The following is a 24,959-nucleotide window of genomic DNA, read 5'->3' as shown; positions in this document are numbered from 1 at the left end:
TGTTCCTTTGGATCAGGGACGGGAAGCCGATGGGAAGCCATGATGACGGGCGCAGAGCGTCGTGATGAAGGCCGGAACGAGGAGGATAAGAATGGCTGGGGCGAAGCCTTCGACGCCACTCTGCTGCAGGATCAACCCGCCGACGATGCCACCGCCGGCGATGGCCAGGTTCCAGGCGGTGACCAGCATCGACTGGGCGACATCGGCAGCATCGCCTGCGGTATTCGAAAGAGCGGTCTGGAACAGCGTGGCGGTGCCGCCGAAGGCAAGGCCCCAGATTGTGATTGCACCGTAGACGATCGCCGGGTTCCGGCCCCACAGAGCCAGCGCCAGGGCGGCCAATCCGAACAGGGCGATGCTGGCGAGAGAAAGCGTTCGCAGCCGGCGATCGATCAGAACTCCGACGATCCAGATGCCGGCCAATGCTGTTACGCCGAAGACCAGAAGCGCCAGATCGGTTCGCGCAGCCATGCCTGCCTTGAGCAGGAACGGCGCGATGTAGGTATAGAGTATGTTGTGTGCGAGGACAAAGGCGAGGGTGACGAACAGGACCGGGCGCACGCCCGGTAATGCGAAGACAGACCCAAGCCTGTGGCGGCGGTCCATCGGCTGCCCTTCGAAGTCCGGGACTTTCGCCAGGACCCAAATGATCAGTAGCAGCGTCAACAGGGTGATGAGGCCGAAGCAGGCGCGCCAGCCGATCAACGTTCCCAGAAACGTGCCGGCTGGAATACCGAGCGACAGGGCGAGCGGCGTTCCCACCATTGCCACCGCGATGGCCCGCCCCTTCCGCGCCTCGGGCACCATGCGTGCCGCATAGCCGGCGAGCAGCGCCCAGAGCAGCCCTGCCGAAACACCGGCAAAGAACCGTGCGACCATTATCACTGCATAGCTCGGGGAGACGGCTGTGATGGTATTGGCGATTGCGAAACCGCCGATGGCGGCGAGGAGCAACGGCCGTCGCCGCATGCCTTGCGTCGCTGCCGTCAGCGGGATCGCGGCGATGAGCGATCCAATCGCATAGATCGTCACCATCTGGCCGACAAACGCGTCCGACACAGCTAGGCCCGCGCCGATCTGCGGCAGCAAACCCGCGGGCAAGGCCTCGGTCAGAATGGTGATGAAGCCAGCCATGGCGAGTGCGAGCAGGCCGGGGAGCGGCAGACGACCGGGGTGGGGCGGGTCGACGGGGGAAGTGGCGAATATGTGTGTGTTTGTCATGGTCCGACCATAAGTCGGTCGCTCCGACAGGAGAACTATGCCAGAGTTCCAATCATAACGGACACTGGTGTCCGTAATAGGATCGGTGGATGGAGCCTCTCGGCGCACTCAATGCCTTCATGCAGACGGCAGATTCCGGCAGCTTTGCGGGTGCCGCTGCCAGACTCGGCATCTCGGGCTCTGCTGTCGGCAAGGCAGTCGCACGTCTGGAAGAGCGGCTTGCCGTTCGCCTTTTCCATCGCTCGACGCGCTCGTTAACGTTGACTGCGGAAGGATCACTATTCCTCGATCGCTGCCGCCGCATATTCAGCGAGATCGAAGCCGCTGAACTGGAGCTGTCGCAGATCCGTCAGGCCCCGCGGGGCCGCTTGCGCGTCAGCCTGCCGCTGATTGGCATGTTGATGATGCCGCCCGTAATGGCTTTCATGCGTGCCTATCCGGAGATCGAATTGGATCTCGACTTCACGGACCGGCTGGTGGATGTGATTGATGAAGGCTTCGACGCCGTCATCCGCACCGGCGAAGCCAGGGACTCACGATTGATGATGCGCCGGGCCGGTGGCTTTTCGCACCGGATCGTAGGCTCGCCTGATTATCTCGCGGCACGTGGCGTCCCTTCCACCCCGGAAGATCTGCTCGGTCATGCTTGCCATCATCACAAATATCCGTCCACCGGCAAGCTGGAGCGCTGGCCGTTGTCGGCGGACGGCGCCGATCTTGATGTCGTCCTTCCCGTGACATCGGTGGCAAGTACGCTGGAGCCGCAGATCTGCCTGGCCGAGGAGGGTTTTGGGCTTGCCTGCCTGCCGCAATTCGCGATCCGGGAGCAACTTAGGCAAGGTACGCTGGTCAGTGTGCTTGAGGACTATATGCAAGAGGTCGGTGCGTTCCACATCCTGTGGCCGGCAAGCCGGCATCCCTCACCGAAAGTGTCAGCCTTCGTCTCCTTCATGGCGGAAAATCTTTTGCGCGAACCTCAGGGGCTTTGCGGTACGGGCGGCAACTGACAGTCGCTCGAAAACAGCCGGCTGCTGACGAAATCGACGAAGACCCGGACCTTGGGTGAAAGATGCCGGCTCGATGGCCAGATCAGGTTGAACTGGCCGGGCAGATCGAGGTGTTCAACCAGCAGCGGCACGAGTTCGCCGGTCTTCACAGAGGCCGCTGCCAGAAAATCGGGCATGCAGCCGATGCCCAGGCCACGCAACACCGCGCCACGCAACGCCTCCATATTGTTACAGGTCAGGATATGGCGGATCCGGACCTCGGGCTCTCCTGCCGGAAGTACGAGCGGCCAATCCTGTATCTTCCCGCTATTGGGAAAGCGAAATCCGATCCCGACATGGGCGGACAAGTCGCGCGGGCAGGTGGGCGTTCCCTTTCGTCCCAGATAGGCCGGAGAAGCGCAGAGGAGCAGTCGAAACGGACGCAGCGCGCGCATCATGATGCGGCTGTCGGGCATTTGTCCGCTGCGGATGGCGACGTCGACGCCCTCATCGATGAGGTCGACGATGCGGTCGTTGAAATCCAGATCGAGTTCGATCTCCGGATAGAGCGACAGGAACTCGGCAAGCACTGGCAAAAGCAGGTGGTAGGCGACGATGGGCGCGCTGACCCTGACGCGCCCGCGCGGTGTCTCTCGGGTTTGCAGGAGGGTCTCCTGGGCATCGTCGAGATCGTCGAGGATGTGACGGCATCGCTCGTGAAACGCGATGCCTTCCTCTGTCAGGCGCAGGCTGCGGGTCGAACGCTGCAAAAGTCTGACACCAAGCTGGCTTTCCAGTTTTGTTACGGCTTTGCCGACGGCAGATGGCGACAGCCCCAGCACGCGTCCGGCGGCAACGAAGCTGCCGAGATCGGCCGTTCGAACGAAGGCCATCAGGCCGGATAGTCGGTCCATGGAAAGAGGTCCAGTTCAATTTATTCGAGCGTAATGTTCCGTTATGAATGGAAACGGAGCGTTATTTTTCGCTATTCAAGCACAGATATACTGATCTGGAAACAGGTCGCCAACCCTTGCGGCTGTCTCCAGCTTCAGGAGCAATCATGTCCCCACATTCGAAACAGTCTGATAGTACCTCCAAATGGCTGGCGCTGCTCGCGGTGTCCCTTGCTGCCGCAGCCATGCCTTTGACATTCACCGGCACGGCGGTGGCGCTGCCCTCGATCGGTCGGACATTGGGTGGTAGCCCCGTGGCGATCGCCTGGGTGACGAACGCCTTCATGCTGTCCTTCGGCTCCAGCTTGATGGCGGCGGGCGCGCTGTCGGATAGCTATGGCCGCAAGCGCATATTCCTCACCGGTGTCGGATCGTTCGCTGCTTTCTCCCTGGCGCTCGTCGCTGCACCAGACATTGTGGTCTTCGACCTGTTGCGCGCAGCGCAGGGATTTGCGGCGGCGGCAGCCTTTTCTGGCGGGATGGCTGCACTTGCGCAGGAATTCGAAGGCCCGGCCCGGCTTCGCGCCTTCAGCATCGTCGGCACCAGTTTTGGCGTCGGCCTGTCACTCGGCCCGGTCGCGTCGGGCCTGATGATCGAGGCTTTCGGCTGGCGCAGCATCTTTCTGGCGGTGGTGATCTTTGCGGTTCTCGCCTTTGCTCTCGGCTGGAACACGCTGAAGGAAAGCCGCGATCCGGCCTCCGGCGGGCTCGACTGGGCCGGTGCGCTGACCTTCACCACGGCCCTTGGTCTGTTCACCTACGGCATCCTGCTGGCCCCTGAGCTTGGATGGGGCAACGGCACGGTCGTTGGCCTGCTCGTCGGTGCCGCTCTCTTCCTCATGCTGTTCGTGGCGATAGAACGCCGAGTTTCCCGGCCGATGCTGGACCTCTCGCTGTTTGCCTATCCACGCTTCGTCGGCGTTCAGCTGCTGGCGGCAGCTCCAGCCTATGGCTTCGTCGTGCTACTGATTCTACTTCCCGCACGCTTCATCGGTATCGAAGGCATGCGCGAGGTCGCAGCGGGCACGGTGATGATTGCGTTGTCGGCGCCGCTGCTGTTCCTGCCTGTTGTGGCCGGACTGCTGACGCGCTGGTTCCGTCCCGCCACGATCTGCGGCACGGGCCTCGTGATCTCGGCCGGTGGCCTGTTCTGGCTAGCGCAGATCCCTGTCGGCGCGCCCATCTGGATGACAGCCTTGCCAATGCTGGTGATCGGGACCGGCATCAGCCTGCCTTGGGGGTTGATGGACGGGCTGGCCGTCAGCGTCGTGCCGACGGAGCGTGCCGGCATGGCGACAGGCATCTTCAGCACCACGCGGGTGGCGGGCGAGGGTGTCGCGCTCGCGGTCGTCGGCGCCGTCTTGTCCATGCTTGTTGCAGGCAGATTGGGTGGGGTCGCCGCGAATGGCGACATCATCGCTGCCGCCCAGAGGCTTGCCGCCGGAGATGTTAGCATGGCCATGACCGCGATGCCGGAGACGGAGCGCACAATGCTTGTGACGCTCTATTCCGATGCGTTCAGCGAACTTCTACTGCTGTTGACGGCAATCACCCTCCTAACGGCACTCGTGGTGTTCGTGTTTTTGAGGACGAATGCGCAGAATCCGCTCAAGGAGGAGGTCGAAGGAGCGGCATGAGGTGCGCCTTCACGCCGCATCCTTCCACTCGCGAAACCGAGGACGAGGACCCGGTCTCCTTGCGCCACGAACTCGCGGGGTTCCGTGGATGTTTCGACCGACCTCGATGCTGTCTCAAGCAAATCCGCCAGCCCGGCGTGACCGTGGCGCGTTCCGGCCAGCGGCCAGTCCTCATCCGGAATGACCCATGCGATGTCCTCAGTGGCCAGTGCCAGCAGAGCCTCCCTGCCGCCGCGGCCGATCGCGGCAGAGAAGTCGTTCACGGTCTGGATGTTTTTCTCGATGCTCATGGGACTGTCTCCATTTCGCACGGATCGGTTCTCACTCGATAACCGCCAAGCTCACGGATGATGCCTCGCACCAACAAGGTTGATCTGCCGGTCCTGCCGTGTTTTGAAGGTGGGCACCTGCGGCAGGATGATGACGGCAAGAATGGCAGAACAGTTCGACATGTTTTCGGAGCAGGCTGCGCGCGACCGGGTGGTCAAGCGTGACCTCCCCAAACACGCCAAGCCCGAACAGCCTGCCGTCCCGATGAGTGACGAGGACATGGTCCGGCATCTCTCGCAGACGGGTCGCTACCGTGTTCTCACGAAACTGGCGCCGCGCACGGTTGCGCCAAACCCGCGCCCGGAATTCCCCCTCAAAGGCATCATCCTCGACACCGAGACTACGGGCCTCAATGCTCGCAAGGATGAGATCATCGAGATTGGCGTTATCGCATTCACCTTCGATGCGACAGGAAACATCGGTGACGTCACCGGGGTCTATGGTGGACTTCAACAGCCGAGCATTTCGATTCCTTCCGACATTACCAGGCTTACTGGTATCACCAACGAGATGGTGGCCGGACAATCGATCGATATCGCTGCTTTAAAGGCGCTGATCGAACCAGCGGATCTGTTGATCGCCCACAATGCCGGTTTTGACCGGCCATTCTGCGAGGCGTTTTCCCATCTGTTTTCTGGCAAGGCCTGGGCCTGCTCCAACTCCGAGATCGACTGGGTTTCGCGCGGATATGAGGGCACCAAGCTCGGCTACCTCATCGGGCAGGCTGGCTACTTCCATGATGGTCATCGGGCTGTTGATGATTGCTTTGCACTTCTGGAGGTACTGGCTCGCGAGGCGGCCGGATCGGTCTCCGCTGCTTTCGCCGAGCTTTATGAGGCAAGCCAGAGGTCGCGTGTCAGGATCTTTGCCGAGAACAGTCCCTTCGACATGAAGGATCATTTGAAGGCGCGAGGCTATCGCTGGTCTGATGGAAGCGACGGCCGTCCCAAATCCTGGTGGATCGAGGTGGGCGAAGAGGCCCTCGACGAGGAGCTCCGCTATCTCAGGGCCGAAATCTACCGTTATCCCGATGCCGATCCACCGATCAAACGCCTGACTGCCTTCGACCGTTTCCGGGCTTGATGCTATCGCTTTGATCAGCCTCCGAGAAGACTCATGCTTTGGACGCATGGCCGACTTGAGACCTTGTGCCTTATCGACCGACGGCCAAGAGCCTATATTCCAATCATCGAAACGACGTTGGAACCAAGGCATGGTTGCTGGCGTCAAGAGACCTCACGAAAGGGGATCATCATGAACGTAGCACGCTCCTTCAACAACTGGCGCAAGTACCGTCAGACCGTTACCGAACTCGGCCGCATGAGCTCGCGCGAACTGCAGGACCTCGGTATCAATTGTGCCGACATCCACAGCGTTGCCCGCCAGTCAGTCGCCCTCTAAGCGGCTTTTCCAACTTGTCGAACTGATGCTACGCCCGCTGATGACGCGGGCGTTTTTGTATGCGTTCTCCCACCCCGGGACGTGGCTCGGGACTTCTGAAGCCGCAAATTAGCCTTGCGTCTCTCGCATAGCTGCACTGCAGCAAAGTCTGTTTCGTGTGCGGCGGAAACTGGTATCTTGTTTTTCATCGATGCGATGCACCTCCTCCCGCAGAGCTTCGATTTCAGACGGCCCACTCCTCCTCCCAAGGGACGTCTGTCGGAACAGCGGCACTCCTCCTCCCAGCCGTTGTTCGGTTCTTTTCGGAAAGCCTGCCGCACCTCCTCCCGCGGCAGGCTTTTTCGTTTTGCGGACTTGCTGATCAGAGCCCGAGAGCTAGCTGCGGCTCCTGCCCGCTCTCTTCCGTGTTAAGGGACGACAGGGTGATCCCCAGGAGCCGCACTGGACGTTTGAACGGGAACAAGCGTTGGTGCAGGGATCAAATTTCAACGTTTTGCAACTATGTGGCTGCGATCGAAAATAGCTTGATTGATCCAGCATGCCGCACAAACATAACGCCGCCCGCCGCCATCACATCGGTAAAATGAAGTTCAAGGTGACGAATTGGGCGGAGTATGAGGCGGGCCTTCGCCGCCGTGGCAGTTTAACCCTTTGGATAACGCCGGAAGCGCTTAGCGGTTGGGTTGCCCCACTTCGCAAGACGCGTGGCGGCCAGCCTCTGTATTCGGATCTGGCGATCGAAACCACGCTGATGCTGGGTATGGTATTCGGATTGCGATTGCGCCAGAGCGAAGGGCTTCTGAGTTCGGTGCTTGATATGATGGCATTAGATTTGCCTGTGCCCGATCACACCGTGCTGAGCCGACGGGCCAGAACCTGGAAGCCATCGACCAGAAGCAACGACCGGCAGCATGTGGCGGACGGACCCATTCATGTGCTGGTCGACAGTACTGGGTTGAAGATCTATGGCGCCGGCCAATGGCTCGAGGAGAAGCATGGCGTAAAGTCCCGGCGTGGCTGGAGAAAACTGCATCTGGCGGTTGACGCCGACAGCGGCGAGATTATTGGCCATAGCCTGACAGATCAGGAAACAGGCGACGCCTCGCAGCTGGAGCCATTGCTTGATCAGATCGATGATGAAATCGGCCAGTTCACTGCCGATGGAGCCTATGATGGCTATCCATCCTACGACGCAGTTCTGCGTCACAGCCCAGGCGCAAGAGTTGTCGTGCCACCGCGCTCGAACGCGGTTGAACAGCCCAAAGCCGACGCATGCTGCCAGAGAGACGACCACATAGCATCCATGCAGATAGACGGCCGGCTGAAATGGCAGACGTCTACCAGCTATGGCAAACGAGCTTTGGTTGAAACCGCGATGGGTCGATACAAAGGCGTCATCGGGCCGCGTTTGCGCGCTCGGTCATTCCTGGCTCAGCAGACAGAGGCTGCGATCGGCGTGGCCATCCTTAACCGAATGCTTGCCTGTGGACGCCCGAAATCCGCTCAACGCCAAGCCTCGACGGGAGCAACCAAATAAGCAGGGCCATCAAAGACCGAATGATGAGCTGTCGCTGATCGCTGCACCAACGCCGCGTAGACGTAGTGCTCATCATCGTCGGGCGTGGCCCGCCACACCCGCCGAATCTGGGCCATGGCGCGTTAGCTACGCAGACGCCGCCGATTGTCGCCCAATGTCCAAAGCGGGGCGTCCAGCGAGGCATTATCGAGAGCTGTCATCTGCATGTGGCACGTCTCCATGTCCGAAAAGGACAGCTTGCGCCTTACGATCATTTGCGAAGTCTGTTCTTTCCCTTTCTTGCCGACCCATCGCCATACCACGAACAACGGCCGGTCGGGCGGTAACGACCTCGAACCATCGTTTCAGGTGCGGGAATTCGGCAAGGTTCTGCCCCTGCTTTTGATGAGGCACAATCCACCCCACGCAGGCAATGTCGGCGATCGAATAGGCGCCGCCCAGATAGTCGCGATCGGCGAGCCGACGATCCATGACGCCGTAAAGACGGCGCACTTCGGCCGTATATCTGTCGATCGCATAGGAAATCGGTTCGGGCGCATACTGACGAAAATGATGCGCTTGCCCGGCCATCGGACCCAGGCCGCCGACCTGCCAGAACAGCCATTGATCGACTTCGATTCGCGCGCGGTCGTCGCTTGGATAAAGCCGGCCGAACTTGCGCCCGAGATATTGCAGGATTGCCCCGGACTCAAAGACAGAGACCGATCGACCATCCGGACCATCCGGACCATCCGGATCGACGATTGCCGGCATGCGATTGTTGGGTGAGATCTGGAGAAAAGCCGGTTCGAACTGATCGCCCTTGCCGATATCTACGAGCCGGAGCTCGTATGGAACGCCCAACTCCTCCAGCATGATGCTGATTTTCCATCCGTTGGGTGTGGGCCAGTAATAGAGCTGAATGGGTTCGGCCATGGCTCGCGTCTCCAGTCTCTCCGGCGCGGCCGGGCAGGGGTCAGTTAAAGGGGAAGGCGATGAATTCCCGCGTGGATTCGGCCTGCGTCGAAAGCGCAACAAGGGCGGGATACTCTTCTTCGGTAATGGTTTCCGGCAGCATTTCGCGGGTAAACCGGAAGGCGACGGCACTGGTCACGTCCGCTTGCAACGGACGGTCGCCGAACAGCCAGGGGTCGGCTTGGCACACCTCCGCTTCGAGGAGCCGATAGGCGGCTGCAAGCTGGCCATGGACCCGGTCGAGCCAGGGCTGATGGCGTTTCTCATCTGGCCGGAGGTTGTACTCATAGACGATTTGCACCGTTTTCTCGCATGCAGCGAGTGCCAGGCCGATGATCCGTTGGGCTCGGCTGTGAACCTGACGGTCGGCGGGCACAAGGCTAAGCGCTGGCGAAGCCAGGCGCTCCAAGTGTTCGAGGATCAGGCTGGAATCCATCAGTACGACACCGTCATCGGTCACGAGGGATGGCGCCTTTACGATCGGATTGATCGCAGCAAAATCATCGAACCTACTGAAGACCGACAGTGACTCGTGGGAAAACGGCAGGTCCAGCATTGTCAGCGAGATTGCCACGCGGCGGACGTAAGGCGAATCCAGCATTCCAATCAATCTCATCGCAGTTCCCCACTTCCTTGATACTTCGCTCAACTGAGCGATTGCGCCGATCCAATATCAAAAAACCTATAAAATAGAGTGGGTTCTTGCCAGTGGCCATAATTGCCATTACCGTAAGGATCATGCCAAATTACGTGAATCCTCTGGTGGCGATCGTTGCCTATGACGGCCTGTGCACCTTCGAGTTCGGCTGTGCCTTCGAGGTCTTCGGATTGTCGCGACCGGAAATCGGGCAGGACTGGTATCGCTGTGCGACGGCGGCCGTCGATTCTGGTCCCATCCGCGGCGCCGGGGGACTGACATTGGTCCCCGACGGTGGGCTGGAACTGCTTGGCAAGGCCGGTACGATCGTCATCCCGGGCTGGCGAGGCCCTGACACAAGGGCGCCTGAGGCGTTTCTCGAAGCGCTTCGGCAAGCGCATCGTGATGGTCGCCGCATCGTCTCTATCTGTGGTGGGGCTTTCGTGTTGGCTCAGGCAGGACTGCTTTCGGGAAAACGAGCGACGACGCACTGGCATCATGTCGCAAAACTGGCGGCCGATTATCCCGACATCTCCGTCGAGCCTCGCGCGCTGTATGTTGATGAAGGTGACATCCTGACTTCGGCCGGGAGCGCTGCCGGGCTCGATCTCTGCATCCATGTGGTGCGGAAGGATTTCGGGGCGAAAGCCGCCAACAGCGTTGCCCGCCGGCTCGTCGTCGCCGCCCATCGCGAAGGCGGGCAGGCGCAATTCATCGAACGACCCATCCCGCCAGTCTCCGGCGCGAACCTCTCCGCCTTGCTCGACACGATCCGCAGCCGGCTCTCTGAGCCATGGTCGATCGAGCGCATGGCGAATGAAGCGCGTGTGAGCGTTCGAAGCATCCAGCGCCATGTGCGCGAGGCGACCGGGATGGCGCCCGGTGTGTGGCTCCAGGGCGAACGCGTGGCGCAGGCACGCGAGTTGCTGGAAGAGACGACGCTCTCCGTGGAAAGCATCGCTCGTCACGCCGGGTTCGGGTCAGCCACCAACTTCCGCAATCAGTTTCGAACGATCATGGGCGTTGCGCCTGCCGCCTACCGATCAAGATTCCATAATGCTGCCGTTTAACAACGGCCACGACTTCTCCCGAAAATGTTCGACCGCCGTCGAGCGAAGACAAGATCAGGAAACGGACATTAGAATTCATAGCACTTACGAATATTTACGCGACGCAGAATGAATTCACAGCGTATTTAGAAAGAAAGATGGCGTCGAGCGTTCGATTCCATTCAAGACCTACCTTCACTCGCAAAATCTTGAGTCATTGATCCACTACACAGCCATTCGAGCGGCATCTGTAGGTCAAGGTTGTCAATCAGCGTGCAAAAGTTGCCAGGTTCTGGGCGGAAACAGCGTTTAAAAGTTTCCACTTGGATGTGATCCAATCCGGACAGTGATCCGGAGAACCTGTGGTGATAAAAATGGAATTGATATCCGAGATACGCCGCCGACATTTTGTTGGCGGCGAGAGCATAAGTGCGCTTTCACGGTCTGTTGGACTTTCGCGACCAACCATTCGTAAACATCTGATGACGACGACTCCGCCTGTTTATTCGCGCCCCGTGAAGCCCGGCCGGCAGCTTGGTCGCTTTGAAGAACGATTGTTGGATTGGCTTGAGACAGAGAAGCGTAGACCTGTTCGTGAGCGGCGAACAGCGCAGCGGCTTTACGAAGGATTACAGCAAGAAGGATATGAAGGTGCTTATGACAGCGTCCAGCGCTATGTCCGGCGATGGAAGCGCAACAATCCCTCCGGTGCCACGGCTTCGGGAACTGGGATAAAGGCGGCGTTTGTTCCGCTTGCCTTTTCACCCGGAGAGGCATGCCAGTTTGACTGGAGCCATGAACGAGTGGAGATCGGAGGTGTCGTCCAGACTGTCAAAATCGCGCATTTCCGCCTGTCCAACAGCCGCCAATGCTTCGTGGCAGCCTACCCACGGGAACGCCAGGAGATGGTGTTTGATGCGCATGATCGCGCGTTTGCCTTCTTCGGCGGGGTTCCAACCCGCATGATCTACGACAATCTGAAGCCGGTTGTTGACTTGATCTGTGTCGGCAAAGAGCGTCAGTTTAATCGCCGGTTCCTGGCCCTTGCCAACCATTATCTGTTTGAGCCGGTTGCCTGCACGCCCGCCTCGGGTTGGGAGAAGGGCCAAGTGGAGAACCAGGTCGGCAATCTTCGTGAATGGCTGTTCACACCGATGGCCCGTTTTGCAAGCTTCGACGACTTGAATGCTTGGCTTTCGGTTCGTTGTCTGGAACTGGGAGCGCGCAAACATCCGAGCTTTGGCGAGCAAACAATTGCCGAGTGCTTCCAACTGGAGAAGCAGGCTTTACGGCCGGTCCGGGCTATGTTTGACGGGTATGTTGAACAGATGATGCGCGTTTCCAGTACATGTCTCGTCCGCGTTGACCGCAATCGCTACAGCGTTCCGGCAGATTTTGCCGGAAAGATTGTTTCGGTTCGAACAAGCGCTACACGGATTAGGATTGTTGCCGACAACAAGGAGATTGCAGACCATTCCAGACAATTTGGTCGTGACCAACTTGCCTGCGATCCATGGCATTATCTGCCAGTTCTGGAACGTAAACCGGGCGCGTTGCGCAATGGCATTCCGTTTCGGGAGTGGGATTTGCCCAGTGCCATCAGGACCGTCAGGGATCACATCCTTGGCCAGTCGCGCGGGGATCGTGCCTTTGTTGAACTGCTGCAGGTCGCCAGCCAGCATGGGCTGGAAGCCCTCGACATCGCCTGCCAACTTGCAATGAATGCAGGCACATTGTCCGCAGGTGTCGTGATGAATGAACTGCGTCGCCTGGTCGAGCCGCCCAGACCTCAAGCTGATAGGCAAGATGACCTATTATGCCTGACCATTGAGCCTCTTGCCAATTGCGCACGATACGACATGCTGTTGGGAGGCGCTCATGGTCATTGATAAACTGGCTCAACTCAAGGCCATGCATCTTTATGGAATGGCGGCAATCTGGAGCGAGTGGCTGGCTGAAGAGGCAAGAAAGCCCGTTCCGCCGGACATCTTTCTGGAAAAGCTCATCGAAGCCGAGATCGTTGATCGTCAGGCAAGAAGTCTGAAGTATCAGCTCAAGGCCGCACGCTTTCCCGTCCATCGAGATCTTTCAGGCTTTGACTGGAAAGAAGCGACGGTGCCGCGCGCGCAGGTCGAGCAATTGGCTACAGCAGCCTTCATGGAAACAGCACATAATATCATTTTGGTCGGAGGAACAGGAACAGGCAAAACTCACCTTGCAACGGCAATTGGCGTATCGGCTGTCCATCATTCCAAACGTGTCCGCTTCTTCAACGCCGTCGATCTTGTCAATCTGCTGGAAAAGGAAAAGCGGGACGGCAAGGCAGGAAACCTGGCAAAACAATTACAACAAGTGGATGCCGTCATACTCGATGAACTGGGATATCTCCCGTTTCCGGCGGCTGGTGGCGCACTGCTGTTTCATCTCATCAGCCAACTCTATGAGAAAACATCTTTGCTGGTCACAACCAACCTGTCTTTTGCCGAATGGGTCACCGTATTCGGCGATGCGAAGATGACAACCGCTCTCCTGGACCGCATCACGCACCACTGCGTCATCCTGGAAACTGGAAACGATTCTTTTCGCTTCAAACAGCGCAAAAGCACCCGTCAAAACATCGACTGAACTGGAAACTTTTAAACGCTGTTTCCGCCTAGAACCTGGAAACTTTTAAACGCTGATTGACAGCGGGGATTTCGCCTTCCAGACATTCAGTTCTGGTCGATGTACTAGCGGTAGAAGTCCGGCATTCGGCGGAGGCTGAGGGCCAAGAGGAGGATGGGAATCTCCTCGTGTGAAAAGCCTTGTTTTGTCAATATGAACATAAGCGAACTCGCCTTAGAAGTTCCCGGATTATCAGCTATGTCAATCACATAAGATCCACCAGCCGGATCAACGCGGAAATCTATCCGTCCGTAGGCTGACATAAACAGTAGTTGAAAAACGCGGATGGCAGCATCCCCGAGGGACTGTTGGACCGAAGGCGAGAGATCCTGAACGTCACCGTAAACAATTCCCCCCTGGCTAAAATGATCACTGAATGCGAGATAGGATCCATTCTTTTTTGGGCCTGATGACGCCCAGACATCTGCCATTCCAGCACAAAACAGCTGGTCGCTCTCTAGCACTAACGAGTAGATTTCTCGCCCATCGATGAATTGCTGTACGCACACCGGCTGCCCAATCTCCTCGGCAAGGGATCCAATTGACCGTTCTATGCTTTCGGAGAAGGGACCCGTTGTCTCCTCACTGACACCGATACTCCATGCTTCATATGTCGATTTACAGATTACCTTTAAATTTGCTGGGGGCTTTCCATTTAACCAGCCAAGGCGCGTGTCGAAGCACCAAGTTTTGGGTACCGCGATCCCGCTCGCGTCAAGTATCAAAGCTTGATGGAATTTGTGTCTTGTAATCGCAGCAGAATATGCATCGCCATGGCCGTAGAAGTATCCGAACTGACGACATAGAAGCGCCCCAGTAGATCGTCGTGCCGGACCAAAACCATCGCGATGGCCACCTCCTTCGGTTCTGTCCAGCACGACCTTGAATCGAACTACTGATGGGAAAAGCTGGTCATTGAGGGCTTTGCTCATAAAATCGCGGAGACCAAAAACCACCTGGCAGGCGATGTTGTTCCTATGAAAGACCTGCATAACTCTGTTGAGTTACGTATCTTTGTCGAGACGTTCAATGAACCGCACACTGTTCAAGGCCGGCTTTTCGACGGCATCGCGCGCATCGTCTGCCAGGATAACAATCGCAATTTCGCCGGATCTCGCGCTAACGATGTCCATCAATGATCGGAGGTGCGCAAGCTGGGATATGGCATCAACGGCACTTTGAACCATAGATACATAATTCCGAGTTATGTGAACTCGGTGAGCATTTTTCCCAGTGGATCGGCGGCGTCTATTGCGCGCATTAGAGCGGTGTCGGAGACGCGCGTGTAGATCTCCGTTGTGGCGATGCTCGAATGCCCGAGAAGCCGCTGAACGAAGCGGATGTCCACCCCTTCCTCAATCAGGAACGTTGCGGCTGAATGGCGGAAGCGATGAGGTGTTACATGCGTATCCAAGTTACAGGCTTTGCCAAGGTGACGAAGCCGTCGCCGAAGCGCTTGCTCAGTCAGGCGTCGGCAATGGCTGTTAAGCAGCAGGTAGTCGCCTTCATGTGGGGTTTGGCTTGCTTGCCATTTGATGTACTGCAGCTCGGATCGCAAATCCGGATTTCCAACATAGACATTGCGTTCCTTGCTACCCTTTCCATGGATGCGTATGCGATAGCCGTCATTGGAAATAGTCGAAAGCTTGATGCGCGTGAGTTCCCCAACACGCACGCCGGTCGCGACCATGAGCTTAATCGCCAGCGCTGTCGTGTTGGGTATTCCATAAAGGTTGCTAGCAAGCGCCGGCATAGCGAATGTCTGGTTGGGACGCGCGTAGCCAACACCTTTCAGCATGCTGCGCACGTCAACCCATTCTACAGGCCGCGGTAGTCGCTTGGGCGGTCGCAGATCGATTTCTAGCCCATCGAAGGGGTCGTCATCAATCAACCCTGCTTTACGCAGCCAAGCGGCAAAAGCACGTAGCGTCACGAGCCGTCGGCGTATGGTAGCATGCTTGTGGTTTCGGGCGCATTTCAAGTGTTCGAGATAATCAAGGACCACTTGGTTTGTGAATTCGTGCCCAACTTCAACACAGTCCCCAAAACGGAGGAAAGCGTCGATGTCCTGGTCATAGGCGTCAATGGTGTTTTTGCTGAGCCCCCGAGTATGTTGGCAATGCACCAAGAAGGCTTGTCTTTCCGATTTCAAAATTTCTAGAAACATTTCAGTCCTCATCAATATCGATGGGCTCTGCTATCCCTCTGATATTAATGGTTTATGTCCAACGCTTTGAAACGCATTGCTTGAGAGGGTATTGCCAAGTTGTTTGACTCCCGCGTTTTGGGTATCGAGACGGAATGAAATTACCCAGCTCATTTCCCAGCCTGAAGGGGTTTCGTTTTCCGCGCGACATCGTCGCCTACGCAGTGTGGGTGTATCATCGGTTTGCCCTGAGCACAGCGGATGTGGAAGACCTTCTTGCCGAGCGTGGTGTAATTGTCAGCCGGGAAACCGTTCGCCTTTGGATCAACCGCTTTGGCCATCATTTTGCAGACTGCATTCGTAGGAACCGACCAAAGCCAAACGACAAATGGCTTATGGATGAGGCCGTCATCACGATCGGCGGAAAGAAATTTTGGCTTTGGCGGGCAATTGACGCCGACGGCGATGTTCTCGACATTCTGGTTCAGACTCGCCGTAACACAGAGGCCGCCAAGCGTTTTTTCTCCTGACTGGTCAAGCAATTTGGTGAGCCACGCGTCGTCGTAACGGACAAACTGCGCAGCTACATCAAACCTATACAAGACCTGATACCGGATGCGGACCATCGGGCGCATAAAGGCCTGAACAACAGAATTCAAAACTCACACCGCCAGACCAGGAAGAGGGAGAAGGTCATGGGGCGGTTCAAATCGCCTCGTCAAGCGCAACGCTTTCTGTCAGCCCACGATCAAATCAATACGATCTTTCGTCCTCGCCGGTACAACCTCTCAGCTCTCTCATACCGCCACGCAAGGGCAGATGCCGTCAGCCTGTGGGCCGACTATACTGCAGAAATGGCGGCTTGAAAAACCGCTGCATCGCCGCCTCGAAACCAAAGACAAACAACTTGGCAATACCTCTTGATCACATCGCCTGCCAGCATGACGGCGACATCATGGCGGGGCTCCGCTCCGGTTCCGTCGAGGAGCATATTGGCAACAATCGCGCCTGTTACAGGTGTTTCTTTACTGGCAGGCATCTGCTCTCTCCAGCCGTGTTGGGACGACATCGCCGTGGCGCCCATCGCGCAATGATGCCGGGAGCAGGCGTGCCGCCGCGACGTTCAGCACAACGGTGACATCGCGATGCTTCTGAAGTGCGCTTGCCGGGCATGCCGTCGCGATCGGGCCTTCGATCATGGCGTGAACGGCTTCTGCCTTGCCTTCTCCGGTGGCAACAAGAAGGATCGCGCCAGCATCGAGGATCGTTGCAATTCCCATGGTGATGGCTTTTGTGGGGACAGTCTCGCCTTCGCCAAAGAAGCGCGCATTTGCAAGCCGGGTATCCTCGGTCAGAACCTCCACATGGGTTCGTGACGCAAAGGATGCGCCCGGTTCGTTGAAGCCGATATGCCCATTGGCGCCAAGCCCGAGGAGCCGCAGATCGAAGCCGCCTCCTTGCTTGATCGCGGCCTCATAGCGCTGCGCTTCCGCCAGGGGATCGGGAGCGTCTCCGCGCGGAACCGAGAGCCGGCTGTTGTCGGCATCGATCAGCTTGAAGAGGTTGCTGCGCATGAAATGCGCTGTAGGCTTGAGGATGCTCGGCCGGCAAGCCTACATACTCATCGAGGTTGAAGCTCGATATGCGCTCAAGCGAAATCTGTTGCCGCCCGGCGATTGCCAAGAGCTCCCTGTAGACCGGAGGCATCGTGCCGCCAGTCGCAAGGCCGAGCACGCTGTCTGGTTTCTTTCGCACCTGGTTGGCAAGAATGCGGGCCGCGAAAGCACTGGCGGCCGCGGGGTTCTCGAGCACTTGGATTTTCATGGGCATCGCTATGATCGCTACAACGGGGGAGATCAGCCGCAATGAGGCCACTGTGTGCGCGAATAGACCAGAGCATACAGTGGTATGAAACTGGTTTGTTTGCGATTGCGCCAATGATTACAGGTGAAGATCCGAGATAAAGTCGTAAACGCGGCCATTGTAACGGGTCTGGGTAAACTCGACCGGCCGGCCATCCTCCAGGAAACAGCGTCGCTCGGCCACCAGCATGGGCGTTTGTGGAGCCGCCTGGAGCATCTGCGCTTCGGCATCCGACATCACATCTGCGCGTATACGCTGGAAGCCGTGATGGGGACGCGCATCCAGCGAGGCAAGCGTTTCGTAGAGGGATTGGGTCACCAGCATCGCGTCTGGAAGGATGGATTTCGGCACCACAGCGCGCTCCAGAGCAATCGGGACGCCATCGGCGCTGCGGACACGCACCAGCCTAATCACTTCGCTCTGCGTTGGTAGGCCGAGCGCCATGGTCTCCTGCAGTGTTCCGATCGCGGTTCCCCTTGAAATCCACGTGAAACTGGGCTCCATTCCGCGGGCACGAATGTCATCGGAAAAGCCCGTCAGATTGGGTAGGTCCTTGCGTACGCGTGTCTGAACGACAGTGCGCGCACCATGCCGACGATTGACGCGGCCCTCGCTTTCAAGTTCGGCAATGGCGCGGCGCACCGACACACGCGAAACGTTAAGCTGCTCTGCCAACAGTCTTTCGCTTGGCAGGCTGCGACCGCGTCCAATCTGACCGTTGTCGATGGCTTCGGCGAGTGCCATGGCGAGCCGCATGTAAATGGGTGAGTGATCGTCTGACCGCTCAAGGCTCACGGCCAGCCGCTCGAGAAGGGCGTCTGCGTGCGGTTCAGTGTTGTCCACGTTTTTCGGCCCGTTCTGGTTCAAAGCGAAAACCTCGTCGAAAGAGAACAGACTGCGATTCTCGATCGTTTCTATTTCTCGGGGAAATTGGATGCAGTTTCAAGCCCGATAGAGCGACGAGTGAACCAGTTTGCGCACAGTCAATCGATACTGGTTGTAATCTGGTATTGATTGACTTAGCCTGCTCATATTCAACAGGTGTGGTGAACGTGCTTACTGAAATTCTCAAGAACGGCCTAATCGTGTCCTGCCAGCCCGTCCCGGGCGGCGCGATGGATGACAGCCCCTATGTCGTGGCCTTCGCGCTGGCAGCACTTTCGGCTGGCGCCGTTGGCCTGCGCATCGAAGCTGCCCGCTATGTCTCGGCTACGCGCAAGGCGACAGATGCTCCGATTATTGGCCTCATCAAGCGCGATCTCGACGATAGTCCTGTGCGCATCACGCCCTTTATCGCTGATGTCGAGGCCTTGGCCGAAGCCGGCGCCGACATCATTGCATTCGACGCGACGGATCGTACGCGCCCCGCAAGCGTGGAAGCGCTTGCTGAAGCCGTTCGCAAGGCCGGCAAGCTGTCGATGGCCGATTGCAGCTGCGTTGACGATGCGCGCCGCGCGCTTGCGGCCGGTGTGGATTTCGTGGGTTCGACCATGTCTGGATATACCGGTGGGCCGGAGCCGACAGAGCCCGATATCGATCTGGTCGCAGCACTGCGCCAGCTGACACCCAATGTGATCGCAGAGGGACGCATCCGCACGCCCGAACATGCACAGGCTGCTGCTCGAGCCGGCGCATCCTCGGTGGTCGTTGGTTCGGCGATCACGCGCACGGAGCATGTGACGACCTGGTTTCGCAATGCCCTGCAGGAGGTTTATGCACCAGCGCCGGCCCCCATCGTTCTGTCCATCGATCTTGGTGGAACCAAGACCATGGCCTCTCTCGTGCAGGGACGTGAGATCCTTGAGACCGTGGAGATCCGCACGAACCGGTCCGGCTCGCCGGAAAGCTGGCTTGAGGCGATCGCCGAGGCTGTCGGGCCCTGGAAGGGACGATTTGCCGCCATGGGCTTTGCCGTCACCGGTGCGGTCCGCAACGGCAGCTGGCGGGCCATGAACGAGGTAACGCTCGGCATCAAGGGCGAGTTTCCCCTTCAAGCTCGCGCTGTCGAGATGTTCGGTGTTCCCGTTGCTGTCGTCAACGATGCGCAGGCGGCGGCCTGGGGCGAATTCAGGGCAAGTGAGGATGAGGGCGATCTGGTCTTCACGACGGTGTCGACAGGTCTCGGTGGCGGTATCGTCGCCAATGGCAGCTTGCTGGGCGGAATTGCCGGTCATTTCGGTCAGATGCGGGATCCGGATGGCGGAAACCTGCCGCTCGAAAGCCGCATCTGCGGTCCCTTCATTGCCGCGGAAGCCGGTCGTCTGGGCCATAGCGGTGATGCAAAGGCTGTGTTTGATGCGGCTCTGTCTGGCGAGGAATGGGCAGGCCTTATCATTGACGGTGTGGCGCGCCGCTTTGCGCGGCTGTGCTGTGACATCCAGCTGTCGCTTGATCCTGCCCGCATCGTCGTTGGCGGTGGTGTGGGGCTCGCCGTTGGTTTCCTCGACAGGGTCAAGGCCGAGATTGCCGCTTTGTCACCGGCGGTCGTCCCGCAACTGCAGCCTGCTCGACTTGGTAAATGTGCCGGCGTCATCGGCATGGCTGACTTGGCAATAACGCATAAAAAAAACCGATAAATCTCTGGAAGGGTTGAATAAAATGGCAAGATTTCACAGTCTCATGGCCGCCGGCGTCGCGGCTCTCTTCGCAAGCGTGGCACTGCCGGGTATTGCCTCGGCAGAGGTCACTGTTCTCGGATGGCCAGGCGGCTCCGAAGAAACGGCTCTTCGCGCAGCCGTTGACGTCTATAACGCGCTTCCCGACACCTCGGATGAGGACAAGGTCGAGCTGTTGTTCTTCAACCGCGATGGCTTTTACGACAAGCTGCAGGCCGACCTTGCTGCCGGTTCGGATGCCTTCGACATAAATCTGATCGCGACCTATTCCATTGGCCGCTATGCGCCGTTCATGGAACCGGTTGATCTCGACCCCAACGCCGAGACGGTGTTCGGCAAGGCGATCCTTGAGACGATGCAGTATGACGGCAAGCAATATGGCGTGCCAACCGACCTTTCCCTGCATTTCATGTATTACCGCAAGGATCTGATCGACGCGCTGATGGGCGACGATGAGGCCAAGGCCAAGTATTCCGAGATAGCCAAGGAATATCTCGGCAAGGATCTTTCGCCGAAGGATCCGGACCAGTGGACATGGGATGATTGGGCCGCAACGGCGCTCTACTTCTCCAAGGCCGTCAATCCTGACAGCCCCGTCCGTTACGGCACCGTGCTGCAGATGAAGAACCTGCTGTTCAACATGATGGTGTTCCAATCCCTGCCGCGCGCCTATGGGGCCGACTGGATGGACGATAAGGGCAATGTGACCGTTGATTCCGAAGCCTACCGAACAGGCCTCGAGCTCTACAAGAAGCTCTACGATGCCGGTGCGACGCCGAAGGACTCCTTGAGCTATGAATATCCGGAAACCAACGCCGCCTGGACATCCGGTCAGGTCGCGACGGCTCTGCAGTGGAATGCGGCCGCTGGCGAGTTGATGAACCCGGAAACAGCCCCGGCTGTCGCGGAAGACACGGCGGTCGTTGCGCCGCCTGCGGGACCGGAAGGTCGCGCCGACCATATCCATGGTCTTGGTCTCGGGCTCAACAAGAACTCCAAGCACAAGGAAGGCGCCATTCGCTTCCTGCAGTGGCTCGCCTCCGAAGATGCAGCCTTGACCTATGCCAAAGCAGGAGGTTCGCCGGCATTGTCGCCCGACGTGGTTGCCAAGATCGCCGAAGATCGTCCTGATCTCGTCAAGCTTGGTGAATTCGCCGGTAGCTACGGCTACGTGATGAATGGTGCGACCTCGGCCAATGCATTGTCGATCTACGAAGCACAGGCCAAGGAATTCACGGCCTATTGGTCGGGGCAGAAGACGCTCGACGAGGCGCTTTCGGCAGCCTCTGCGAGCATGACCGAGATGTTGAAGCAATGAGCGATAACGCCCGGGTGCCATGGCGCCCGGGCACATCCTGACGGGCGGTATGATGAACTCCACTCCACAGCAGCGCGAAGGACGGCTTCTTCTGGCGCCACTTATTGCCTTCCTGATTGTTTTCCTGAGCTTTCCGGCTCTGGTGGATATTGTCTATGCCCTGTCGAATGTCACCTTTGAGACGATGCGGGCGCCGCAGATCACAGGGGTTGGAAATTTTGTCGACGTGCTTCAGGACCCCGAGTTCTGGTCGGCATGCTGGTTCTCTCTGCGCTTTGGTGTGCTGACCGCGCTGATCGAATGCGGGATCGGTATGGGGCTTGCCATCTTCCTGTCGCCGATCGTCAGCCGTCATGGCTGGACCCTTGCACTGATCATGCTGCCGATGATGGTGGCGCCCTCGATGGTGGGGCTTATGTACCGCCTGGTCCTGCATGAATTTGCAGGTCCGCTTCCCTATTATCTCCTGATGTGGTTCGGAGACAGCCCGGCATTTCTGGACGCCAGCAATGCGTTCTGGACGCTTGTCGTCGTTGAAAGCCTGCAATGGACGCCATTTGCATTTCTGCTGTTTCACGTCGCCTATATTTCCATACCGACCGAGATCCGCGAAGCCGCTGCCATGGATCGCGCCAATGCCTGGAAGGTGCTTTGGCGCATTGAGCTTCCGATGATGAAGGCACCGATTGCGATCGCACTCGGGATCCGCTTTATCGATGGCTTCAGGGTCTTCGACAATGTCTTTGCCCTGACGGGCGCAGGCGCCGGTGGCTCCACGATGTCGCTTTCGATCTACATCTACCAGTCCTTCTTCAAGGGCGGAGAAATCGGGCGGGCCGTTGCAGCCTCGGCGCTTCTATTCATCGTCTCGTTGATTGTCCTTTATGGCGCGGCCGTTCTCAAATCCCGTCTTGATCGCAAGAGGATCGCGCTATGAACATGCTTCGTTGGATCGTCTTTGCGATTGCGGCATTCGCGATGAACTTTCCGGTCATCGTCACGCTGATTACGTCCTTCAAGAGCGCCAAGGAAATCGCTATGAACCCGGGTCTGATCCTTCAGGCGCCAACCCTTGCCAACTATGCCAAGGTCTTGACCGATCCCAGCCGGTTCAACATCTACGCTTATCTTCTCAACAGCACTGTTGCCGCCCTCATCGGCTCGCTATTGGCGCTGTTGCTGACTTTGCCTGCAGCCTATGCGATCGTTCGAACGGGAGCCGGCCGTCGGCATCTTTTGCCTCTGGTGGCCAATCTCCGAGCGTTGCCGTTGGTGGTCTTTGCGATCCCCCTCTACATGATGTTCCAGTTTGTCGGCCTGCTTGATACCCGGCTGGGGCTGGGTCTCATTCTGACCATCGTCAATCTCCCGCTCAGCCTCATGATGATGGTGAACGCGATTGCCGACATGCCGTCGGAAATCGACGAAGCCGCGCGCATGGATCGTGCCGGCGCCTGGGTGATCTTGCGACGCATTGTCCGTCCCGTGATCCGGCCAGCGGTGGTGACGGCTTTCATCTTCGGCTTTATTACTGCCTGGAACGAATACCTGTTCGGCTTGATGCTGACCACGCGCGATGCCGTGCCCGTGACAGTCGGCGCCTCCTTCTTCTTCTCTGCCAGCGGTGGCGGTGTGCAATGGGGCGTTGCATCGGCCGTCATGATACTCGGCGCGCTGCCGCCGGCGGTACTCGGCATGCTCATTTACAGACAATTGACCGGATCCATGACCGCAGGCGCGGTCAAAGGCTGAGCCGGACACCTCAGAAAAGGATCGACCATGGCTCAGATCAAGCTTGACGGCGTCACCAAGGTTTTCGGGACCACCACGGTCATACCCTCCCTTGACCTTGAAATAGGCAAGGGTGAGTTTGTGGTCTTTGTCGGTCCGTCCGGCAGCGGAAAGTCGACCTTGCTGCGCCTGATTGCCGGCCTGGAAGAGGCCAGCGGCGGGACGATCGGCATCGAAGGCAAGGACGTGACCACCACGCCTTGCGGCGATCGTGGTCTTGCCATGGTCTTCCAGTCCTATGCGCTTTATCCGCACATGACCGTTCGTCAGAACATGGCCTTTCCGCTCGAGATGGCGGGAGTGAGCAAGGCGTCGGCCAGTGCCAAGGTGGTCGATGCCGCACGCATTCTCGACCTGACCCATTTTCTGGAGCGCCGCCCATCGCAGCTATCGGGTGGACAGCGCCAGCGTGTGGCGATCGGCCGGGCTATCGTCCGCAATCCGACGGCCTTTCTTTTCGATGAACCGCTTTCAAATCTCGACGCGGCGTTGCGAGGAAGCATGCGCCTCGAGATCATGAAGCTGCACCAGCAGCTTAAGAGCACGATGATATATGTCACCCACGACCAGGTCGAGGCGATGACAATGGCGGACCGGATTGTCGTACTCAACCATGGTCGTATCGAACAGGTGGGTACGCCACAGGAGCTCTATGAGCACCCCGCTAACTTGTTCGTTGCCGAGTTTATCGGCGCACCGAAGATGAACCGCATCGAAGGCGCGCCGGCCAAGAAGATGGGGGCGGCCGTTATCGGCGTACGTCCCGAGCATTTGCGAATTTTCGAAGGAGAGGCTGAGGGCGTCTGGCACGGGACAGTTGAGCTCACGGAAAATCTGGGCGCCGAGAGCCACGTCCACGTGCACTGCCCCGAGACAGGATCTCTGGTGGTTCGCATGCCCGGCGCTCCGAAAGTCCGGGCCGGCGACATGATCTCGATCGCGCCTGTCGAGGGGCATATTCACAGGTTCGACGACAAGGGAAATATCATGCGCTGACATCTGACGGAAGGCGATTGCTGAAAGCAAGCCTGCCTTCAGTCGGATGAAAATTCTCCCGGTGGCCGGACACGATTGGACAACTTGGCGGATATGCGATCGCAGGCCGCCTTTAAGAGGTTGACTGCATGCTCGTGTCGGCTCTCTCTCGTGTGGCGATTGACATAGGCGATGATGACGGATGCGACTGCGTTCCCGTCGGCGCCGAGGATCGGGCAGCAGATGTCCGTTATTCCCACGAAGTCGCGGCTTTCACGCAGTTCGTGGCCCCGTTGCCTGATCGCGGTCAACTGGCTTTGCAATGCGTCCCGATTGATCGGTGTCGTCGCCGTCACATCGCATTCATCGAGAATGCGCTGAGCGATCTCGGGCGTCTGGAACGCCAGTATCACCTGGCCGGACGTGGAGTCCGACGCAAGTCGGCCATAGCCGAGCCTCAACGTGAACGACATGTCCTCGCCGCCAGGAACGGCAGCCGTTACCACCGTCAGTCCGTGATTGACCACCACAAGGTGTGGAGACTGCCGTGTGTCATGGGCAATTCGCGAAAGTTCCGGCATTGCCGCACTCATCAGGTCCTGAGCGCTGGGGGTATGCAGCCCCAGTTTGAACAGCCGGTCGGTCAGCGAATAGGCATCCGTTTCGGCATCCCGATCAATGTAACCACGATCCTGCAATGCAACCAGCATGCGAAAGATTTCACTTTTCGAACGTCCCAGTCCGTCTGCAATTTCCTTCATCGTCAGAGCGTTACGCGCCTCTGCGAGAAGCTCCAGCACCTCCAGGCCCTTGGTGAGAGCAGGTGCCGAATAGGCGGGCTTGCCCGGTTCGGTTGTGGTGTCGTTCATGCAGCGAATCCTT

At 58.4% G+C, this 24,959-nt stretch carries 24 protein-coding genes and 2 pseudogenes; 14 read left to right on the top strand and 12 right to left on the bottom strand.

What is annotated here, in order from left to right:
- Positions 1-12: 12 nt before the first annotated feature.
- Positions 13-1,221, bottom strand: a complete 1,209-nt coding sequence (locus ACWPM9_RS20450) for an MFS transporter (protein WP_484757737.1) — start codon at positions 1,219-1,221, stop codon at positions 13-15.
- A gap of 89 nt (positions 1,222-1,310) precedes the next feature.
- Here ACWPM9_RS20450 and ACWPM9_RS20445 point away from each other — a divergent pair, with 89 nt between their 5' ends.
- Positions 1,311-2,228, top strand: a complete 918-nt coding sequence (locus ACWPM9_RS20445) for a LysR family transcriptional regulator (protein ID WP_484757736.1) — start codon at positions 1,311-1,313, stop codon at positions 2,226-2,228.
- On the opposite strand, the gene ACWPM9_RS20440 is transcribed toward ACWPM9_RS20445, so the two are convergent.
- Positions 2,198-3,121, bottom strand: a complete 924-nt coding sequence (locus ACWPM9_RS20440; protein WP_484757735.1) for a LysR family transcriptional regulator — start codon at positions 3,119-3,121, stop codon at positions 2,198-2,200. The genes ACWPM9_RS20445 and ACWPM9_RS20440 overlap by 31 nt on opposite strands.
- Before the next feature lie 146 nt (positions 3,122-3,267).
- Here ACWPM9_RS20440 and ACWPM9_RS20435 point away from each other — a divergent pair, with 146 nt between their 5' ends.
- Complete coding sequence (locus tag ACWPM9_RS20435; protein WP_484757734.1) at positions 3,268-4,797, top strand: MFS transporter; 1,530 nt, start codon at positions 3,268-3,270, stop codon at positions 4,795-4,797.
- A 14-nt stretch (positions 4,798-4,811) separates the two neighbouring features.
- Here the strand turns inward: ACWPM9_RS20435 and ACWPM9_RS20430 are convergent.
- A pseudogene (locus tag ACWPM9_RS20430) lies at positions 4,812-5,087 on the bottom strand (nuclear transport factor 2 family protein); the annotation flags it as partial.
- Between the two features lie 142 nt (positions 5,088-5,229).
- On the opposite strand from ACWPM9_RS20430, the gene ACWPM9_RS20425 reads away from it, so the two are divergent.
- The 3 genes from ACWPM9_RS20425 (at position 5,230) to ACWPM9_RS20415 (ending at position 8,065) form a co-directional block, all read left to right on the top strand.
- On the top strand, positions 5,230-6,210 hold the full coding sequence (locus ACWPM9_RS20425) for a 3'-5' exonuclease (protein WP_484757733.1): 981 nt from the start codon (positions 5,230-5,232) through the stop codon (positions 6,208-6,210).
- Positions 6,211-6,381: 171 nt separating this feature from the next.
- Positions 6,382-6,528, top strand: a complete 147-nt coding sequence (locus ACWPM9_RS20420; protein WP_484757732.1) for a DUF1127 domain-containing protein — start codon at positions 6,382-6,384, stop codon at positions 6,526-6,528.
- Between the two features lie 538 nt (positions 6,529-7,066).
- Complete coding sequence (locus ACWPM9_RS20415) at positions 7,067-8,065, top strand: IS5 family transposase (RefSeq protein ID WP_484757731.1); 999 nt, start codon at positions 7,067-7,069, stop codon at positions 8,063-8,065.
- Between the two features lie 183 nt (positions 8,066-8,248).
- Here ACWPM9_RS20415 and ACWPM9_RS20410 read toward each other — a convergent pair whose 3' ends face one another.
- Both ACWPM9_RS20410 and ACWPM9_RS20405 read right to left on the bottom strand, forming a co-directional pair.
- Positions 8,249-8,980, bottom strand: coding sequence for a glutathione S-transferase family protein (locus ACWPM9_RS20410; protein WP_484757730.1), 732 nt, complete (start codon positions 8,978-8,980; stop codon positions 8,249-8,251).
- Between the two features lie 40 nt (positions 8,981-9,020).
- Positions 9,021-9,635, bottom strand: a complete 615-nt coding sequence (locus ACWPM9_RS20405) for a glutathione S-transferase (RefSeq protein WP_484757729.1) — start codon at positions 9,633-9,635, stop codon at positions 9,021-9,023.
- A gap of 122 nt (positions 9,636-9,757) precedes the next feature.
- Between ACWPM9_RS20405 and ftrA the strand changes: the two genes are divergently transcribed.
- The 3 genes from ftrA (at position 9,758) to istB (ending at position 13,330) form a co-directional block, all read left to right on the top strand.
- Positions 9,758-10,726, top strand: a complete 969-nt coding sequence (gene ftrA, locus ACWPM9_RS20400) for a transcriptional regulator FtrA (RefSeq protein ID WP_484757728.1) — start codon at positions 9,758-9,760, stop codon at positions 10,724-10,726.
- Between the two features lie 344 nt (positions 10,727-11,070).
- Positions 11,071-12,594, top strand: coding sequence for an IS21 family transposase (istA, locus tag ACWPM9_RS20395; RefSeq protein WP_484757981.1), 1,524 nt, complete (start codon positions 11,071-11,073; stop codon positions 12,592-12,594).
- On the top strand, positions 12,584-13,330 hold the full coding sequence (istB, locus tag ACWPM9_RS20390; RefSeq protein WP_484757727.1) for an IS21-like element helper ATPase IstB: 747 nt from the start codon (positions 12,584-12,586) through the stop codon (positions 13,328-13,330). Before istA ends, istB begins: the two co-directional genes overlap by 11 nt.
- A gap of 104 nt (positions 13,331-13,434) precedes the next feature.
- On the opposite strand, the gene ACWPM9_RS20385 is transcribed toward istB, so the two are convergent.
- From ACWPM9_RS20385 to ACWPM9_RS20375, 3 genes are all read right to left on the bottom strand, one after another.
- Entirely contained in the window at positions 13,435-14,301 is an 867-nt protein-coding gene (locus tag ACWPM9_RS20385) for a D-alanine--D-alanine ligase family protein (RefSeq protein WP_484757726.1), read from the bottom strand.
- Between the two features lie 72 nt (positions 14,302-14,373).
- On the bottom strand, positions 14,374-14,502 hold the full coding sequence (locus tag ACWPM9_RS20380; protein WP_484757725.1) for a hypothetical protein: 129 nt from the start codon (positions 14,500-14,502) through the stop codon (positions 14,374-14,376).
- Between the two features lie 71 nt (positions 14,503-14,573).
- Positions 14,574-15,536 carry a tyrosine-type recombinase/integrase gene (locus tag ACWPM9_RS20375; RefSeq protein WP_484757724.1) on the bottom strand — a complete coding sequence of 321 codons (963 nt, stop codon included), beginning with the start codon at positions 15,534-15,536 and terminating at the stop codon, positions 14,574-14,576.
- A 134-nt stretch (positions 15,537-15,670) separates the two neighbouring features.
- On the opposite strand from ACWPM9_RS20375, the pseudogene ACWPM9_RS20370 reads away from it, so the two are divergent.
- A pseudogene (locus ACWPM9_RS20370) lies at positions 15,671-16,381 on the top strand (IS6 family transposase).
- Here the strand turns inward: ACWPM9_RS20370 and ACWPM9_RS20365 are convergent.
- The 3 genes from ACWPM9_RS20365 to ACWPM9_RS20355 all read right to left on the bottom strand — a co-directional run bounded on the left by ACWPM9_RS20365 (position 16,357) and on the right by ACWPM9_RS20355 (position 18,221).
- Entirely contained in the window at positions 16,357-16,554 is a 198-nt protein-coding gene (locus ACWPM9_RS20365; protein ID WP_484757723.1) for a hypothetical protein, read from the bottom strand. The pseudogene ACWPM9_RS20370 and the gene ACWPM9_RS20365 overlap by 25 nt on opposite strands.
- A complete protein-coding gene (locus ACWPM9_RS20360) occupies positions 16,541-17,089 on the bottom strand; it encodes a glucosamine-6-phosphate deaminase (RefSeq protein WP_484757722.1) in 549 nt (182 codons plus the stop codon). Before ACWPM9_RS20360 ends, ACWPM9_RS20365 begins: the two co-directional genes overlap by 14 nt.
- Positions 17,090-17,456: 367 nt before the next feature.
- Positions 17,457-18,221: a GntR family transcriptional regulator gene (locus ACWPM9_RS20355; protein WP_484757721.1), complete on the bottom strand. Its 765-nt coding sequence runs from the start codon at positions 18,219-18,221 to the stop codon at positions 17,457-17,459.
- 200 nt (positions 18,222-18,421) lie between these two features.
- On the opposite strand from ACWPM9_RS20355, the gene ACWPM9_RS20350 reads away from it, so the two are divergent.
- From ACWPM9_RS20350 to ACWPM9_RS20330, 5 genes are read left to right on the top strand one after another with little or no spacing between them, the layout of a single operon-like run.
- A complete protein-coding gene (locus ACWPM9_RS20350) occupies positions 18,422-19,954 on the top strand; it encodes a putative N-acetylmannosamine-6-phosphate 2-epimerase (RefSeq protein WP_484757720.1) in 1,533 nt (510 codons plus the stop codon).
- A gap of 22 nt (positions 19,955-19,976) precedes the next feature.
- On the top strand, positions 19,977-21,311 hold the full coding sequence (locus ACWPM9_RS20345) for an ABC transporter substrate-binding protein (protein WP_484757719.1): 1,335 nt from the start codon (positions 19,977-19,979) through the stop codon (positions 21,309-21,311).
- Positions 21,312-21,330: 19 nt separating this feature from the next.
- Entirely contained in the window at positions 21,331-22,248 is a 918-nt protein-coding gene (locus tag ACWPM9_RS20340) for a carbohydrate ABC transporter permease (protein ID WP_484757718.1), read from the top strand.
- Positions 22,245-23,063, top strand: coding sequence for a carbohydrate ABC transporter permease (locus tag ACWPM9_RS20335; RefSeq protein ID WP_484757717.1), 819 nt, complete (start codon positions 22,245-22,247; stop codon positions 23,061-23,063). Before ACWPM9_RS20340 ends, ACWPM9_RS20335 begins: the two co-directional genes overlap by 4 nt.
- A 27-nt stretch (positions 23,064-23,090) precedes the next feature.
- Positions 23,091-24,098: an ABC transporter ATP-binding protein gene (locus ACWPM9_RS20330; RefSeq protein WP_484757716.1), complete on the top strand. Its 1,008-nt coding sequence runs from the start codon at positions 23,091-23,093 to the stop codon at positions 24,096-24,098.
- Between the two features lie 38 nt (positions 24,099-24,136).
- Here the strand turns inward: ACWPM9_RS20330 and ACWPM9_RS20325 are convergent, their stop codons facing one another.
- Positions 24,137-24,946: an IclR family transcriptional regulator gene (locus ACWPM9_RS20325; RefSeq protein ID WP_484757715.1), complete on the bottom strand. Its 810-nt coding sequence runs from the start codon at positions 24,944-24,946 to the stop codon at positions 24,137-24,139.
- Between the last annotated feature and the right edge of the window lie 13 nt (positions 24,947-24,959).

The organism is Agrobacterium sp. H141 (assembly GCF_057158725.1).
This window is presented reverse-complemented; position numbering and strand designations above follow the sequence as displayed.